Raw genomic sequence first — 17040 nt, forward strand, 5'->3', positions numbered from 1 at the left:
AGAATAAGAATTTCTAAAGACATTAATTATGAATAAAAATATAACTGCCATCCGTATAGCGAAAGTCGAGGATGCGGAAGCAATTTCTCAAGTACATATTTGCTCATGGCAAAAGATGTATAAAGAGTTCATTCCTGAAGAAGTTTTAAAAAACTTGTCTTTAAGTGAGCGTACTCAACAATGGTCTGAGCTAATCGATCAGAATGTCCGGGTATTAATTTGTGAACAGGAACAGCAAGTTATTGGTTTTGCAAGTATTTGTGCTTTTCGTGGAAACAGCGCACAGAGTGCGTTCGGAGAAATAAGTGCTATTTATTTGCATCCCGATTATTGGCGTATGGGCTTAGGCACCCAATTATGTTTGGCTGCAATGTCGGAATTAGTTGAATTGGGTTATAAAAAAGTTGGATTGTGGGTTTTAGAAGAAAATGGCCAAGCACGAAATTTTTACGAAGCACTAGGTTTTAAGCTCTCAGAGTCAACTAAATTTGAGGAGTTTTATGAGGGCGGCGCTTTATTAAAAGAAGTGCTTTATGTAAAAACTCTTTAATAAGCCCTATGCTGCTCACAATGACGCTAATTCGTATGAGATGAATATCGGTTTTTAATCTAAATTCCAACACCGTCATTGCAAACTCAGCGAAGCAACCCAGGGTTCTGGGCTTTGAACCCGAGGTTGTTTCGCCACTACGTCCCACAAAACGTTTGTACCACTTGCTCTCCAGGCTGTGGTAATGATTGCAATTGTTCCATATGGGCTTGTAATTGATAAGGATTCTTTAAGACCAACAACAGCGTATCCATTAAGCTACGGTCATTGTTTTTAATAAAATGATTAATGGCATTTTCCACTAAATGATTCCTAGGGATGTACGCAGGATTAACTTGATTCATTTGATTTTTTATAATCTTAATGTCTATCGCTTGCTGTCTCACATAATTGGACCAATCATTAACCCATTGTTCACTTTGAGCTTGCCCTCCTAAGGCTTGGCTCAAGCTTTTTTGCTGTTCTGGAGAATCAATCGCCTGGCTGAGCATGCGGAAGGTATTAGTAAAATCAGGCTTGTGTTTTTGTAACAAAGCAAAAAATAGCTCAATGAGCTTCACTGTTTGCTCATTAAGCTCTTGTAAACCCAGCTTAGATTGTACTTTAGCACTCCAATAATGATGGAAACGAGCAGGAAATGAGTTGAGAACATCATCTAAGAGGTGCTGCTCTTGTTCATTAAACAAAGGCTGTATCGTTAAACGAAGAGTGGTTAAATTCCAGTGAGCTATAGTTGGTTGCTGGCCAAATGCATAGCGGCCCATTGCATCAATAGAGCTATAAACCCGCCCAAAATCAAATTCATCCATAAACGCACAAGGCCCATAATCCAATGTTTCTCCAGAAATAGCCATATTATCCGTATTCATAACTCCATGGATAAAACCAACGCCCATCCATTCGGCTATGAGGCTTGCTTGACGTTCCACAATGGCTTTAAATAACCCCAGATAAGGAACATCTTGCATCAATAACTCTGGAAAAGTCCGTTTTAGTGCATAGTTTGCCAGACATTTTAAAAGATGCCTATTTTCTTGGGTGGCTGCGTATTCAAAAGACCCCACGCGTAAACTGCTGGCCGCAATACGAGTAAGCACTCCTGCCGGGACTAATCCTGTTTGTCGATAGATCTTCTCATCAGAGGCAATTGCGGCAAGGCAACGGGTAGTGGGAATATTTAAACCATGCATTGCTTCGCTAATGATATATTCTCTTAATACCGCTGAGAGTGGTGCTCGACCATCACCATTGCGAGAAAACCGGGTTCTTCCGGAGCCTTTTAATTGCATATCCCAGCGTGTTCCATCCTTTGTAACAATCTCTCCCAGCATTAGAGCTCGTCCATCTCCAAGAACTGGCACGAAATGACCAAATTGGTGACCAGAGTACGCCAGGGCAATGCTTTGCAATTGTGGAGGAGTCCAATTGCCTGCACAAATTGCTAAGGTTTCTTCTTCATTATAGGGCGCGACTTGGTGCCCAGAAAGAACGGCCGCTAATTCGTGATTGAATTGCACCAGAGAAGGGTTTGTAATAGGGGTGGGAGCAATTTTTTCATAAAAATTATCAGGCAATTGAAGATACGATGTCATGGTAATATTGGGAATCAAAACAAATCAGCCTATAAAAAAACTCTTAATACTTAATTATAGTTCCAGAGTTGTTTGAGCTAAAGGTCTAGCCTACAATTTACTATACGAAAGGAGCAGAACACGCAGCCGCGTGATTATCAAGGAGTTGAAAATGGACAAACAAGTCGTTCTTATTACTGGGGCTCTTGCAGGTATCGGCAGGGCAACGGCCTTTGCTTTTGCTCATGAGGGAGCAAATCTTATTATTTCTGGGCGTCGACAAGAAGAGGGTGACTCTTTGGCAAAAGAATTGAGGGCATTAGGTGCTGAAGCTGAGTTTGTACGTGCTGATGTTCGCAATGAGGGGGACGTTAAGGCTTTAGTAGAGCAAACCATTAAACGTTTTGGTCGTTTGGATGTTGCGGTGAATAATGCGGGGACAGAAGGAGAACAATCGTCAATAGTTGAAAGCACCGTTGAGAGTTATCACTCGGTGTTTGATACGAATGTTGTTGGTGTTCTTTTCTGTCTCAAATATGAGTTGCAAGCGATGCTCCTTCAACGCGCAGGTTCTATAATTAATATTTCTTCTGTGGCCGGTAAAAAAGGCTTTCCAGGTTCCTCTATTTACTGTGCGAGTAAACATGCTGTTGAAGGCCTTACTAAAGTGGCTGCCCTTGAAGCAGCTAGCGCTAACGTACGAGTGAATGCCGTTTCCCCTGGGCCAATCGATACTGCAATGTTTGACCGCTTTACTGCGACAGACGAAGTAAAACACGTATTTATTAATCAGGTTCCTTTAAAACGTTTAGGGCAACCTGATGAGGTCGCTAAGACAATTGTCTTTTTAGCCTCAGATAAAGCACCTTATATTACAGGTCAATTCATTGGGGTTGATGGTGGCTTAATGGCTTAAAAACATTATCTTGAGAGTTTAGGCCGCGTGCAGGTTGGTCCATGAGTCCAACCTAATTTATTGCGAAATATTCCTTAATTTAATGGCTGTATTCGCATAAATATGTCTCTAATGTAGTAATTAAGAAGAAATAAAACATTTTTTTCTTCAAAAGAATTACCAAATAGGGTAAAAGGGGCTCCGGAAAAATAAGAAGTAAGGAACCTATAATAATGAAAAAAAAATGGTTACAGTTAACCTTATCTACTCTAGCAATAGCAACGTCAACTACTTACGCTGCAAGCACTTCACTAACTGATCGCTTCACACTGAATGCGTCAATTGGCTATTTAGCCGGAAAATCACAAGAGTTTGTGTACAATGATGGCGGAGCTGAAAAAGTAAGCCAATTAAATTGGAAAATTAATGGCGCTGCTGTGATTAAGGGCGAAGGAAATTATAAATTACTGCCCTGGCTTGATTTTAATGCCCAAGGATGGATAACTTTAGCCGATGGCGATGCAGTAATGGATGATTATGATTGGTTAAACCCATTCCAAAGACATTGGAGCGACTGGTCACACAGCAAAGACACTGATTTACGCCAAGCTAATGAATTTGATTTCAACCTCAGAGCACGCTTTTTTAAACTATCATCAGTGCAATTGGCAGCCATGGTGGGGTATCAGCGAACTTTATTCAGTTTCTTAGCCAAAGGCGGATGTTATATTTATAACGACGGTATGGATGTGGGTTGCTTCCCCGAGGGAGAAAAGGGGATTGGTTATAAGCAAACCTTTAGTACCCCATATATTGGAATATTAGGTAATTATCGTATTAACGCCTATGAGCTTAATGCTCTGTTTAAATACAGTAGCTGGGTCACTGCAAAAGACGTAGATCAGCATTATATGCGTGATCTTACATTCCATGATGGCGGGCATAATTTTGAGTTTTATAATGTTACGGTTAATGCAGGTTATTATATAAGACCACAAATTAAACTCTTTACCGAAGGCAGTTTTAGTTACGTACCTAATAAGATTGCAGACACGAACATAAGGGATAATGTAACTTCTGAAGAAACTTATATTCCAGCCAGTGCGGGACTCAATAATAAAAATATGGTGCTTTCTGTAGGCATTCAATACAAAGGTATGGCGGGATAATTGTAGAAAAGCAATTGAAAGATTTCTATACATTAGGTAAACTGTTCAGTCAATTCGCTGACTTGGAGAATCTAATGACTAAAGAAGAAATGATCTGTCGTATCCTTCGTTACGTAACTCAAAAGCCAAGTGCACAAAAGACTTGCTGCGCTTAATGAGTATGGAACTTATGCACGTACTGAGCTACCGTAATCCTGCGGTAGTCAGTTATTTTTGCCATCACCATCCGGAGTTTAGTAAGCAAGAGGGAGAGCTTTTGTTTGCTGATCTTTTGGGATGGTTATGGTTAAATCAACAACGAGCAAAACAGGGTAAAAAAACGTATCTCTTTGGCCCCTTGCTCATTCTCGACCAATTATGGCATGCCTTCATTTTGCATACTAAGGACTATATGCATTTTTCTCAGCACTATTTTGGCACCTATATACATCATGATGTTGAACCGATTGGTTTTGAACATTTCATGGAAGAAGAGGAGTTGCGTGATTATTTGCAAGACTGCTTTGGCTATTTAGGTGAAGAATGGGTTGCTCGACGCTTTGCTGATGCGTTTTAAACATCCTCTGCTAAATGCAGTAATGCTTTTTGTAAGGGTTCATAACTGCAGAGCTGACTTTCGCTGATAATCACTTCTTTGGCTTTTGCTGATAATTGTTGTTTTTGCTGTTCAGCGGGTTTTTCATGCTGCACGGCAGGGACAACCACAGAGACTTTAATTGAGAGCAATTGATAGAGGCCGGCTTTACGCAAATTATCACGTAGCTCTGGAATTAAATAGCGTAATTGCGATGACCAGGCGGCATTGGCTGTGGTAATTAATAAACAACCTTTGTTAAAACTCCCCACCTGACATTCTTTGGCTAATTCATCTGGAAGAAATTGGCGTAACTTACTGGATAGTTCTTCTAGCTGCAATGAACGTTGGCAAAGGTCAACGAGTTGTTTATTCAGGCAACGATTAATAGAGCGCATGGTTTTATCTTTATTTAAACTGAGTCAACTATAGAATAGCAAATTAATGCGAAATACCATATTATATTTTTATATGGATGGTCGTTAAAAATACAGCTTTAGTATTCTTTAGTATTTAAGAGAACATTAAACGTAGCGCGTAAGCAGGGCTGTAAAGCTGAGCAGATATTGGTTGCTAGTCCCAATGCTGGGCTTTACAGCCCAGCCTACATTTTAGATGTGAGAAGCAACAGGGATATTTAAAACATAGGTGAATAATGATTGATAAAACAACAGACAGTAACGTTGTCTATTTTACCCGAATGCATTGGATTATATTTTTTTGGCCTAGTCTCGCTTTGGGCGGTGCTTTAGGTCTTGCATCTTATGTCCCTCACTTTCGTGAAGTTGGTTATGGCTTGGCATTCTTTTCTTTAGCATGGATGTTTATGACGTGGGTTACATACTATTTTTCCTCTTTGACTATAAAGACTAACCAAGTAATTTTACGTACTGGAATTGTAGTCAGACGAACGATTGATATCCCCTTAAACAAGATTGAAGCAATCGACATACGCCAATCAATCATGGGCAGTATTTTACGTTATGGTATGGTATCTATTACTGGTACGGGAGGAACACGCCGTGTCATTAACTATTTAAATAATCCCTTAACGTGTAGGCGTTATATTGAACAATTGATGGATCAGATGCATAACAATGATTAATGCAGTACGTCATCCCTCTGAGGATGACGTACTTAGAATGACCGGCTTTTCTAAATCCGAGCTAATAATTCTTCTTTAGTTTGCTGATCAACAAATGCTGCTTCAATCGCCATACGTGTAATCGCATTCATTGTCTCATCAGTGTAATTGTAAGATTCCTGGACTCGTTGATATTCCAGCCCAAGAGTTGTACTCATAAATGGAGGATCATCTGAACTGATAGAGACCTTCATGCCTGCTTCATAAAATTTAGGGAAGGGGTGACTTCTCATGTCGTTAAACAAACCTAAAAAGATATTGCTGGTTGGGCAAACTTCTAAGGTAATGCCCCGCTCTTTAACCATTGCCATTGTTTCTGGAGAGTAAATTGAATTAACCCCATGTCCAATACGTGTGATAGGTAGATTCTCCATCGCTTCAACCATACCACTTGCAGGGGCAAACTCACCCGCATGAACGGTGCATCCTAAACCGGCATCTGCAGCAATTTGATAAGCTTTGGTAAATTGTTTTGGAGGGAAGTTTGCTTCATCACCACCTAAGCCAAAGCCGGTAACACATGGGAAAATGTCTTTATGTGCTTGTCGTGCCAAACGCTCAGCGGCTTCAACACCAAAATGACGAACTGCAATGAGGATAATACGTCCTACAATGTTAAATTGTTCTTTAGCATCATCAACTGCTTGTTGAATTGCAACTAGGTGTTCTGCTGAAGGGATACCACTAGAAAGTTCGGCATGATCAGGAGAATAGGACATCTCGACATAAATGGCATTTTCTTGTGCTCGAGACCTTAAGTAGTCAAAAGTAATATCATAATAATCGCGTGGATCTTTGATTACCGCTGCAAGTGTGTCGTAAACTTTAAGAAAATCTAGAAAGTCTTTAGACAAATAGCTTTTTCCATCGTGGGCCACAAGTCCAGAGGGTAAGGTTAATTTATTTCGACTGGCTAATGTGGCGGCCAGCTCCGGAGTAATTGTGCCTTCTAAGTGGACATGCAATTCTGCTTTCTTTAAACTCATGATTGCCTTGGTATTTTCTTTTAAATGTTGCCAATGGTAACTTAGATGAAAAAGTTATAAAATAGCTGTTTTAAGAATGTGCGAATTTTGGGATTGATTATGAATAGCAATGATATAGATAAAGCTTATGTAAGCCCTTATGATAAATTTTTATTTGAATTTGATGCAACTCATAGTAAGTCAGAATCACAAATCAAAGAAATTACTAAGCACAAACGTTTAGATAATATTCGTGATAACAAAGATCATCAAGAGCAAAAAGGAGAGATTTGGGAGGGTTTCTAAGCGTTTTTCTATCCTTTCTACCTTATTTGACTTATTTCGTAATAGCTCAGGAGAATATACTTTATCTGAGCTATTGTTTTATTTTGCAATAGCCCCTCAAAGTTCAAAACAGATCTCCTGAATTGATACCTTTCTTAGAGGTTAATTATCAGCGTTAGTTCCCAATTATAGCTAAACCTCACCCTCCTTATTAGGATAGGTTGAGTCATTTCCAGAAAAAATGCACCAACCCCTTTTTTGAATTACGTACTTATTTATAAATTGCAAGAGCAGTTAAGATTAACTTAATTTTGTTGTGGTAGATTTAAAAAATAGCGTATAGAAAAAATAATAACCAAGATGCTACCAAATTACTTTTGAACGGTTGGGATTCTATTATGCAAGAAAAACGTATTCGAGAAGTTATTGGTAATGTTGAGAAATATTTAGTGCATTCTGGAATCAGTCATCATTTTAAAGAGCACGGTATTTTTAGTCATATTGATTTTGCTGAGGAAATCAAAAAACTCATAGTTCAAAGTGAGGCAGCTCAATTAAATTCTTCTGAACCTCTCATAAAGAAAAATATTAATATAGCGGAGTGCATGGAAGAGCTTGGCCAGGAAAATTATGAGTCAATAGCAGAAATGGCCTTTCTTGATTTATTTAAGTTAATAGATTTTATTGGTATTTCTCAAGGAAGAATCATTAGTAATATAAGAAAATATCAGCAATCAATTGGTACGGACGAAGAAGATCTCATAGATTCCAGGGGACAATGTGCCGGTATTGTTTTAGCTTATATTGCTAGCGAAACCAATAAAGGAGGCTCACACACTCCTTATCAATTGCAATTTTTTGAACAGTTTCTGTCACGCATTGCATATTGGGATGGTGAATCAGCTATTGATGAATCCTTACGAAGTGATTTGGACTTTTTTATAAAAAAAGTTGGCGCACTACAGGAACAGCAATTAAATCCCTTCCCTGTCCTTAATGACATGCTGAATGGCGACAGTCCTCATAGTAATCTATCTTTATCCTGGGTGCACAATCAGCACACGCTTGGCTTTATTTTTAAAGAAGTATACAAAACTCAGCCACAACTACTTTATTTAGCTGCTGACCAGCATGTCTCAATGGTTCAGCCCCTTTCTGAAAATGAAATTCTTTATTTTAATCCTAATCAGCAATTTGGCTCAATGAGATTAAAAGCCGATGATACTTTTTATGATTTATTTTGTGGTGGGCTTAGTACCGGTCATAGTAATACCTATGTAGATAGGATGCCACTTTCTTTAGAGTGTTTTAGCTCCAATAATAGCGAAATGGATTTAGAAACACTTCTCAATACGCTGATAAATATCACGATAGAACATGATCCTGAGGCTAGGTTTAAAACTATGGATTCAGAAAATGCTGTTCGAGCTGTGGTAAATAGGCAAGCATCTAATGGCAGAACGGCGTTGATGGAGGCTACTATTCGTGGAAATTTAGCTGAAGTAAGATTACTTCTTCATAAATATGGTGCGGATCCTCGACTGATTGATATAAAACATAAGGATGCATTGCGGTATGCCATTCTCCATGGACGTGAAGATATTGCTTTGGAAATTTTAAACCACAAGGCAATGACGGGAGTAAACAAAGTTTTGGACGGCATGACCTATTTACATTTGGCGCTTTTGAATAAGTGCATTAAAGTTGCAAATAAATTATTATCAACAGAAGATATTCAATTGAATACCGTATCCAAAGAGCAGGCATTCAAAGGCTTCACTCCACTTCATTTTGCTATTCTTAAAGGCCTTGATGAGGTCAGCGAACACTTAATTAATAATGAAGATGTCTTATTAAATACTGCGGAAAAAGAATGTGGAATGACCCCTTTGCATTTGGCAATTGATCGACATAATCCCAAAGTAGTTCGTTTATTACTCCAACAAAAACGAGTTAATATCGATAAATGTTCTACTCAATTTGATGAAGCTCATCCACAAGGATTTAATGCATTTGTTTATTTAGCTAAAGAGTTTAGTTATCTTGATACGGAGGAGTTAGATTATCCTGACACATGTGCTGCTCTAGCTGATATCTATGAGCAACTTCTGGAGGCTAATGTCTCACAGGATGGGTTAACTTCAGAGGATCGGTTATTTTTATTTGAACATTTAATACATCATAATGAGCGTTATGTTCCTGATTTACTAAAAAATATACGTCAGGGACTAATTAAGTTAGAAAATGAGGAGCAATGTATCAAATTGGTCGACTATTTAATTAGTCATGAGCATGTAGAATTAAATGAGAGTGATTATAATTTACTCGACTTTTATTTAACTTACTGCTCCGAAATTGATTTGGAGGCAATAGAACGGCACCAACATGCTGCACCAGAGTTAATCTCTCGCTTGTCGGAAGCAAATCAACAGCAGTTAATAGCGCTCATTTCAGAAGCATCAGCAGAGGAGTCTTACCAATCTCAATCGGTACAGCCTAACGTGGAACCACTTCAACAAGAAAGTCATCGGCCTTCTCATTTAGTGAGTCAAGGCTTTTTCAAACCATCGCCGCCAAAAACAACGCTTTATTCGAATGTAACTCTTCTTACGCTGATTGGATTAGCTAGCATAGGGACTTTCATGTTGCAGTATCCGGCTATTCTAAATGCTTTACTGGGGCAGCCCACTATAGAGGGGAGCAACCAAAACCAGCAAGGTGGGCCAGGACTTTAAATGATAAGGTATTGTTAAATTTTGACCAATTTATTACAATATGGAACATTTTAAATGTTTATAGTGGAAAATATGAAATTTTTTAATGCACAGGAATGGACGCTTTCAAGTATCGAATTAGCGTGTAATGGCAAGCCCCCTACGGATGACTTAGTCCAGATATGGCTGCGACCAGGAGTCTTAATCAATGTAATTAAGGATACAGATGATTTAAAACTATTTTTATCTTTTTTCTCTGCAGACCAGCGCGGTCAAGCGATGAGAGTGATTTCTTCCTGTGACACTCTATTGGCAAATATTTTAGTTGATATCGATTCTTTCGGTTTGATTTTAAAGTATATAAACCAAGAATTTCATGAAAGAATTCTCAATTATGTTTTTAATAACCAAGCCATTTATGAAAATATCATTGATAAAGATAACGAAGAGGAAAGGGTAAATTTAGCCAATTCTTTAGTCACGCGCTATGGTTCTCAGGGGATTTTTCAGATTTCTGGAACGCAACCTATTCAAACAAAAGATTCTATTTGAGTTAGAAGTTGATCTCTGTGAGCTTAGCGCAGCCCACAGAGATAATTGTTTTAGATTATCCTAAAAACCAATGTAATATTTTATATGACACGATGGTTAACAGCGATGCTGCCGGTAATGTCAGTATCCAAGACATGAAAATATTGCGAATCACAATCAGGTTTAATGCACCAATACCTCGCGCTAAGCCCACGCCCAATACTGCACCTACTAAGGTTTGAGTCGCTGAAACTGGAATTCCGATGCTTGTTGACACCACAACGGTTGTTGCTGCCGCTAAGGTTGCAGCAAAGGCACGGCTGGGGGTGAGGGCAGTAATCGAGCTACCTACCGTTTCGATTACTTTTCTTCCATACATCAGTAAGCCAGTTACTACCCCAAAACAGCCCAATAAAATAATCCAAGCTGGGTAATTATTGGCATCAAAAGTTTGGTGAGAATGCATCACTAAGCTATGAATAATTGTTAGTGGTCCAACAGCCAATGCAACGTCATTTGAGCCATGAGCAAAAACCATAGCACAAGCAGTAAGGGCCATGAGCACCGCAAAGTATTTTTCTACTTGGATAAAGCGTTCTCTGCGTCTGATTCTTGGATGTTCCGGAATGCGCCGAATAAAGACCATTCCAATCAAGGTAATAACAATACTGGTGGCCAGAGTTACGGCTAAATTTTGTTTAAAATTGAAATGAATACCAAAATGATGTAATCCCTTAAATACTGTAATAAATGACAAAATAGAACCAATTAAAAATAAATAAATGGGTATATATATTTTTGCTTTGGCTAAGGGGTTACTTTTAACAAAAATTGTCTGCTGGATACTTATAAATAATATATATGCAGTGATTCCTGAAATCAGCGGTGACGTAATCCAGCTGATTGCGATACGGCTTACCTGGTCCCAATGAACGGCATCTGTGCCAAGAACTACCGCACCAAAACCTACCATCGAACCAACTAACGCATTGGTAATGGATACGGGAACCCCAATATAACTGGCTAGGTTCATCCAAATAGTGCAGGCTAATAAAACTCCGAGCATTCCCTCAATTAGCACTAATGGTTGTTCAGATAATTGGCTGGTGTTTATGATCCCATCCCGCATGGTTTCTGTGACTCCAGTTCCCCCGATAAAGGCCCCGGCAAATTCAAAAATAATCGCAATGAGCATAGCCTGCCTTGCGGTTATTGCTTTTGAACCCATCGTGGTACTCATAACATTGGCCAAGTCATTGGCCCCTACACCCCAAGTCATTAAAAAACAAAGAATAATAGCAATACAAAGATAAACAATTGAATAATCCATAGGAATTTACTACCGAGCAATTAGAATTTGTAGCCGACTACCCACTGTTTGAGCGTTATCAGCCAAGTCATCGATCCACTGGACCACTTTATAGAGGAAGATTGTATCGATTGCCGATAAATCTTTTTCGATTTCAAAAATACGATGTCTGACTTCTGCAAGTCGTTCATCGCTGTCATGTTCTATTTCGTAGAGGGTCATAATCATCTCTTCAACGATTTTAACTTCAGAACCTCTAAACCCCGTTTCCAGCAACTCATCGAGTTCATTAATGGCGTTACATGCTTGTTTGGATGCATCCAAACATCGATGTAAAAAGGGCATGAATAGTGATTTCAACGCTTCAGGAATTATCATCCTTCTGCTGATGATAATATTAGCAATATCCTCTGCTTTGTTAGCTATGCTGTCTTGAGCACTAAGTAACTCAAGTAAATCAGTACGTGAGACCGGTAAGAATAAGCCGGTTGGTAAATGTAGACGTAGATCTCGTTTAATGAGGTCGGCTTCTTTTTCCAGCGACACTATTTTTTCTTTAATGCTGGTTGCGGTAGGCCAATCTTTTTTTAATACAGCTTCAAAAAATGGGTATAGCTGTTTTGCACATTGATGTACTTTACGCATGTGTTGTTCTATTGGCCTTATTGGAGAAGGACCAAACATGTTAAAAATGCTACCCATAGTGATCTCGGTAAGAAGATTTTGTTGAAGTATACCCAAACTTTTATAGGAACAAAACCATTCATTCTAGATATTGATGCTACAATTGAAAATATTAAGTGTTTTTATGCATATTTGGATATGCATTGCCGCTCAAAAAAATAAATCATGTTTACAGGGAGTTTGACCATGAAACGGGTATGGCTAATTGGCGTATTTTTTTTCGTAAATAATGTATTTGCTCAAGGATTAATTACAAAAGTTATTCAGTTGCAGTACATCCCGGCAGAAAAAGTAATTAAATTAATGGAACCCTTGATGCCTGAAGGGGAGGCGCTTAGTGGCACTGGACAAACACTCGTGGTAAAGGTGGATGCAAAAACGTTAACACAACTCAGAACGATATTGCACCAGATTGACGTGCCACCAGTCACTTTTAATGTTTCAGTTTATCAAGGCGACCCTCAATGGCTTAGCTCTCAGAATGATAATTCAGTCACTTACAGTACTCAGACCCAATCGCAAATGTTACAAAGCCAATCGGTTCGCGTAATGAATGGTGAGTCCGCTTTGGTGACTATGAATCAGGAGGTGCCAATTGTTACTTCTGTAGGTGCGGGCTTTTATGGCACAGGAGTTTCTTATGAGCAGCATCAGATTAAAAATGGAATTTTGGTTCAGCCTGTTTTGCGTGGCTCGCAAGTTGAATTATCCGTGCGCCGCTTACGCGAGCAAATGAATCCTGCAGGTGGGCAACAATTTGATAATCAAAAAATCGATACTAAATTGATGATCCCTCTCAATAAATGGGTTTCTTTAGGCAGTCCTGAGGGTGCACAACAAACCGATAATTCGTCGAGGTCTTTTTCCGCTGGTAATACTTTTGCACAGCAATCAACGTTGTATATTAAGGTTACTATTATGGGTCAAAATCCTGCTGCACCAAATAAAAAATCAAATGCAGTAGATACCTGGTGATTAGTAAATAGGCACGTTGTTTATAGTATATAATTAAAATAGACAGCTGCTCTTTTTGAGGAGGCAGTATGACAACAATAAACTCTTTGGCAAACCATTTGTTGATCGCGATGCCTTCACTACACGATCCAAATTTTGAAAAAACAGTAATTTACCTTTGTGAACATCGGGAGGAAGGGTCTGTAGGTTTAATTATTAATCGTCCGATGCAATTTTCTTTATCTTTAGTTTTTGAGCAGTTGGATATTGAGCCTATACGCGTTGAGCAAAGCCACTTGCCTTTAATGTTTGGGGGACCAGTACAGCCCGAGCGTGGTTTTGTGGTGCATAAGGAGTTGGGCGAATGGCGTTCTAGTTTGTTTTTACAAGAGGACGTGACGGTAACGACGTCCAATGATATTATTCGCGCGATTGCTGACGATAAGGGACCCAAAGATGTTTTGGTTACTTTAGGATACAGTGGTTGGGTGGATAATCAATTGGAAAAAGAAATTTTGAATAATCTATGGTTAGTTTGTCCATATCGTTCAGAACTTCTCTACGAGGTTCCTTTTGAGGATCGTTGGGAGTATGCCGGATTAACTTTGGGCATCAAAATGAATCAACTGAGTGCAAATTCTGGTCATGCCTGATGGTGTATATTTAGCTTTTGATTTTGGTTACAAACGCATTGGTATGGCTGTGGGGCAGCGATTGACCTGCAGTGCATCTCCTTTAGCCACACTGCGTGCACAGATGGGCGTTCCTGACTGGGGGGCTGTGGAAAAAGTGATTTCCCAGTGGAATCCTCAAGCATTGATTGTAGGGATTCCTACTTGTATTGATGGTAGTTCACTCTATACCACCTCTGCTGCACGACGCTTTGCGAAACAATTACGTAAACGTTTTGCTCTGCCGGTGCACTTAGTCGATGAGCGACTTTCTACAGTAGAAGCTCGAGGACAACTATTTGAACAGGGTGGGTATCGTAAAATCAAGCAAACCGAGGTGGATAGCATTGCTGCCTGTGTTATACTCGAGCAGTGGCTGCAACATCCTGAATGAGGTTTTATGAAGCATTTTCTAGAAATTAGTCAATTATCTCGTCAACAAATCGAATCTTTATTACAACGCGCTTTTTTCTTTAAACAACAAAAAAATTATCCTTCGTATCAGCAACATACTGTGGCTAATTTATTTTATGAAAATAGCACGAGGACTCGCGTCAGCTTTGAATTAGCTGCAAATCATTTATCAATGCGAGTAATTAATTTGGATCTACAAAGTTCCTCAGAAACTAAAGGTGAGGTGATTGAGGATACGATTAAAACACTTGCGGCAATGGGAATTTGTCATTTTGTGATTCGCCATCAGCAAGATGGTTTACAACAAAGTTTGGCCCAGAAGGTAGGTAATGATGTGCGTATAATTAATGCTGGGGACGGCACTCATGCTCATCCAAGCCAGGCACTACTTGATATGATGACGATTTTAGAGCAAAAACCAAAATTAGAGCAACTAAAAATTGCGATTTTGGGAAACGTCCGTCATTCGCGTGTTGCTAACTCTTTTCAATGTATGTCTAAGGCTTTAGGGGTCGGAGAGCTGGTTTTAATCGCCCCAGAGCTTTGGCAACCACAAACCTTGCATTATGGCCGAGTTACTACAAATATTCGTGAAGGATTGGCAGATGCTGATGTGGTGATGTGCCTGCGTGTGCAACGTGAGCGCTTACTAGCCGATGATCAGATGGACTTGGCTCAGTATCGTCACGACTTTGCATTAACTCAGCAAAGCTTGGTTCTGGCTAAGTCCGATGTGATGGTGATGCATCCAGGACCCATGAATCGGGGTATTGAAATTGATAGCGATGTAGCTGATGGCGCTTATTCCTTTATTCTGCGTCAGGTTCAAAATGGGGTGTTTGCGCGCATGGCCATTTTTGATGCCCTTGCTGGAAAGTAAGGCTCCTTCTAGGTTGGGCTGTTAAGCCCAACCTAGAAGGACTAATCACTCCAGCAATTGGGGGCGAATTTCCATATTTTAAAACTCCTATAAATCGCACTGATTTAAATATAATGAGATAACACTGTCAATTAAAGAAACGTCTGTTATTTAGGCTTTTGCACGCTATGCTTAAAGGACAAAGCTTGTTGCAAATGCGCTAAATTTACAGAGCTACTCCTATCCACATCCGCAATCGTTCGGGCCACTTTCAGTAAACGATGATAGCCACGAGCAGATAATTTGAGCTGGCTCATTACTCGGCTGAGGAATTCTTGTTCCTTAACACCAATGTTGGATACTTGTTCACAGGCTTTAGCACTTAAATTGGCATTAAGGCAATTTTGTCGTTCCATCTGTACTGCGCGTATTTGGATCACTTGCTCCCGAATTCGTACGCTTTGCTTTTCCGGATTGGTATTGGGTTTAATCAGCTCTTCCTGAGTTAAAGCTTGAATGTTGATTTGCATGTCGATACGGTCTAAAAGTGGGGCTGATAGTTTGCCTAAGTAGCGATTTATGCGATCTGGGCTACATAAACAGTCCGCTTGGGTATTCCCCCATTGCCCACAAGGGCAAGGATTCATGGCTGCGAGCAATTGAAAATTTGCAGGAAACTCTACTTGGGCCGCAGCTCTTGAAATGCAAATTGTTCCCGATTCTAAAGGTTGTCTTAGGGTTTCTAAGACATGGCGGTTAAATTCAGGCAACTCATCTAAAAATAATACCCCATTATGAGCTAGGGATATTTCTCCGGGTTTTGGTGGATTGCCGCCACCTACTAAAGCGACAGGGGAGGCTGTATGGTGAGGAGCGCGAAAGGGGGGCGATTGCCATTCAGTAAAATTGGGCAGCTTGCCACGAATAGAGTTAATTGCTGCACATTCTAAAGCTTCGGTTTCTGAAAGCTGAGGTAATAACGTATTAAAGCGTTTGGCCAACATGGTTTTCCCACTCCCGGGGGCTCCGCTTAATAAAATACTATGCCCACCGGCAGCAGCAATTTCCATAGCCTTTTTGGCATGAAACTGCCCTTTTATTTCGGACCAGTCTAGTTCTGATTGGGGAGTATTTTGTTCTGGACGCGGAGGTAAGGAATGCAAAGGGGTTCCTTGACATAGATAGCCACACACTTCACGTAAGTTGCTCGCAGTGCTGATATTTTGATGCCCTGTTAATGATGCCTCGATTGCATTAGCATTGGCAATAATTAAATGGTTATTACTTTTATGTGCGGCTAAGACGGCAGGAATAATCGCTGAAATACCACGAAGCTCTCCGCTTAACGCTAACTCTCCAATAAATTCATGGTGCAATAAATTTTGTTGGGGGATTTGATTCGAGGCAGCAAGGATACCTAAGGCGATGGGCAAATCAAAACCACTGCCTGTTTTGGGGAGATCCGCGGGTCCTAAATTGACGGTGATTTTTCGACAGGGAAATTCGAATTGGCTGTTGATAATGGCTGAGCGTACTCGGTCTTTACTTTCTTTGATTGCGGTTTCGGCAAGACCTACAATGGCGAAGCTAGGCATACCATTTGATAAATGGACTTCTACGGATACCGGGTGCGCCAGTATACCCACGGTACTGCGTGTTTTTGCAAATGCAAGATTCATGTGGATTAATTTCCTTGTTAATCGGGTTGGACTTTTATCGGGCTTAGTTCATTTCTACTACCTTGGTCAAAA

General features: G+C 39.8%; 18 protein-coding genes. 12 read left to right on the forward strand and 6 right to left on the reverse strand.

Annotated elements, in window-relative coordinates; genetic code table 11:
- Positions 1-28 precede the first annotated feature (28 nt).
- Entirely contained in the window at positions 29-550 is a 522-nt protein-coding gene (locus tag E1P08_RS10275; RefSeq protein WP_133136930.1) for a GNAT family N-acetyltransferase, read from the forward strand.
- 137 nt (positions 551-687) lie between these two features.
- Here E1P08_RS10275 and E1P08_RS10280 read toward each other — a convergent pair whose 3' ends face one another.
- Positions 688-2142 (reverse strand): protein adenylyltransferase SelO, encoded by a 1455-nt coding sequence (locus E1P08_RS10280; RefSeq protein WP_133136931.1) that lies wholly within the window; start codon positions 2140-2142, stop codon positions 688-690.
- 151 nt (positions 2143-2293) lie between these two features.
- Between E1P08_RS10280 and E1P08_RS10285 the strand changes: the two genes are divergently transcribed.
- From E1P08_RS10285 to E1P08_RS10295, 3 genes are all read left to right on the forward strand, one after another.
- Positions 2294-3037, forward strand: coding sequence for an SDR family NAD(P)-dependent oxidoreductase (locus E1P08_RS10285; RefSeq protein WP_133136932.1), 744 nt, complete (start codon positions 2294-2296; stop codon positions 3035-3037).
- Between the two features lie 212 nt (positions 3038-3249).
- Positions 3250-4185 carry an omptin family outer membrane protease gene (locus E1P08_RS10290; RefSeq protein WP_133136933.1) on the forward strand — a complete coding sequence of 312 codons (936 nt, stop codon included), beginning with the start codon at positions 3250-3252 and terminating at the stop codon, positions 4183-4185.
- A 169-nt stretch (positions 4186-4354) separates the two neighbouring features.
- Complete coding sequence (locus tag E1P08_RS10295; RefSeq protein ID WP_423202220.1) at positions 4355-4741, forward strand: glycine-rich domain-containing protein; 387 nt, start codon at positions 4355-4357, stop codon at positions 4739-4741.
- On the opposite strand, the gene E1P08_RS10300 is transcribed toward E1P08_RS10295, so the two are convergent.
- The gene (locus E1P08_RS10300) at positions 4738-5157 is read right to left on the reverse strand and encodes a DciA family protein (RefSeq protein ID WP_133136935.1); all 420 of its coding nucleotides are present in this window, start codon (positions 5155-5157) and stop codon (positions 4738-4740) included. The genes E1P08_RS10295 and E1P08_RS10300 overlap by 4 nt on opposite strands.
- A 257-nt stretch (positions 5158-5414) precedes the next feature.
- Between E1P08_RS10300 and E1P08_RS10305 the strand changes: the two genes are divergently transcribed.
- Positions 5415-5864, forward strand: coding sequence for a PH domain-containing protein (locus E1P08_RS10305; RefSeq protein ID WP_133136936.1), 450 nt, complete (start codon positions 5415-5417; stop codon positions 5862-5864).
- A 50-nt stretch (positions 5865-5914) separates the two neighbouring features.
- Here E1P08_RS10305 and E1P08_RS10310 read toward each other — a convergent pair whose 3' ends face one another.
- Positions 5915-6889, reverse strand: coding sequence for an adenosine deaminase (locus E1P08_RS10310; protein ID WP_133136937.1), 975 nt, complete (start codon positions 6887-6889; stop codon positions 5915-5917).
- Positions 6890-6988: 99 nt separating this feature from the next.
- Here E1P08_RS10310 and E1P08_RS10315 point away from each other — a divergent pair, with 99 nt between their 5' ends.
- From E1P08_RS10315 to E1P08_RS10325, 3 genes are all read left to right on the forward strand, one after another.
- Positions 6989-7174 carry a CBU_0585 family protein gene (locus E1P08_RS10315; protein WP_133136938.1) on the forward strand — a complete coding sequence of 62 codons (186 nt, stop codon included), beginning with the start codon at positions 6989-6991 and terminating at the stop codon, positions 7172-7174.
- 377 nt (positions 7175-7551) lie between these two features.
- Complete coding sequence (locus E1P08_RS10320; protein WP_133136939.1) at positions 7552-9888, forward strand: ankyrin repeat domain-containing protein; 2337 nt, start codon at positions 7552-7554, stop codon at positions 9886-9888.
- A 54-nt stretch (positions 9889-9942) separates the two neighbouring features.
- Positions 9943-10419, forward strand: a complete 477-nt coding sequence (locus tag E1P08_RS10325; RefSeq protein ID WP_133136940.1) for a hypothetical protein — start codon at positions 9943-9945, stop codon at positions 10417-10419.
- A gap of 55 nt (positions 10420-10474) precedes the next feature.
- Here the strand turns inward: E1P08_RS10325 and E1P08_RS10330 are convergent, their stop codons facing one another.
- Both E1P08_RS10330 and E1P08_RS10335 read right to left on the reverse strand, forming a co-directional pair.
- Positions 10475-11728 carry an inorganic phosphate transporter gene (locus tag E1P08_RS10330; RefSeq protein WP_133136941.1) on the reverse strand — a complete coding sequence of 418 codons (1254 nt, stop codon included), beginning with the start codon at positions 11726-11728 and terminating at the stop codon, positions 10475-10477.
- 9 nt (positions 11729-11737) lie between these two features.
- Complete coding sequence (locus E1P08_RS10335) at positions 11738-12409, reverse strand: TIGR00153 family protein (protein WP_133136942.1); 672 nt, start codon at positions 12407-12409, stop codon at positions 11738-11740.
- Between the two features lie 168 nt (positions 12410-12577).
- Between E1P08_RS10335 and E1P08_RS10340 the strand changes: the two genes are divergently transcribed.
- The 4 genes from E1P08_RS10340 to E1P08_RS10355 all read left to right on the forward strand — a co-directional run bounded on the left by E1P08_RS10340 (position 12578) and on the right by E1P08_RS10355 (position 15310).
- Entirely contained in the window at positions 12578-13366 is a 789-nt protein-coding gene (locus E1P08_RS10340; protein ID WP_133136943.1) for a type II/III secretion system protein, read from the forward strand.
- A gap of 68 nt (positions 13367-13434) precedes the next feature.
- Positions 13435-13998 carry a YqgE/AlgH family protein gene (locus E1P08_RS10345; protein WP_133136944.1) on the forward strand — a complete coding sequence of 188 codons (564 nt, stop codon included), beginning with the start codon at positions 13435-13437 and terminating at the stop codon, positions 13996-13998.
- Complete coding sequence (ruvX, locus tag E1P08_RS10350; RefSeq protein WP_165485148.1) at positions 13991-14410, forward strand: Holliday junction resolvase RuvX; 420 nt, start codon at positions 13991-13993, stop codon at positions 14408-14410. Before E1P08_RS10345 ends, ruvX begins: the two co-directional genes overlap by 8 nt.
- A gap of 6 nt (positions 14411-14416) precedes the next feature.
- Entirely contained in the window at positions 14417-15310 is an 894-nt protein-coding gene (locus E1P08_RS10355) for an aspartate carbamoyltransferase catalytic subunit (RefSeq protein ID WP_133136945.1), read from the forward strand.
- Between the two features lie 146 nt (positions 15311-15456).
- On the opposite strand, the gene E1P08_RS10360 is transcribed toward E1P08_RS10355, so the two are convergent.
- Complete coding sequence (locus E1P08_RS10360) at positions 15457-16968, reverse strand: YifB family Mg chelatase-like AAA ATPase (RefSeq protein WP_133136946.1); 1512 nt, start codon at positions 16966-16968, stop codon at positions 15457-15459.
- Positions 16969-17040 lie beyond the last annotated feature (72 nt).

Origin of the sequence: Legionella rowbothamii (genome assembly GCF_900639985.1) — a bacterium.
GTDB lineage: Bacteria > Pseudomonadota > Gammaproteobacteria > Legionellales > Legionellaceae > Legionella > Legionella rowbothamii.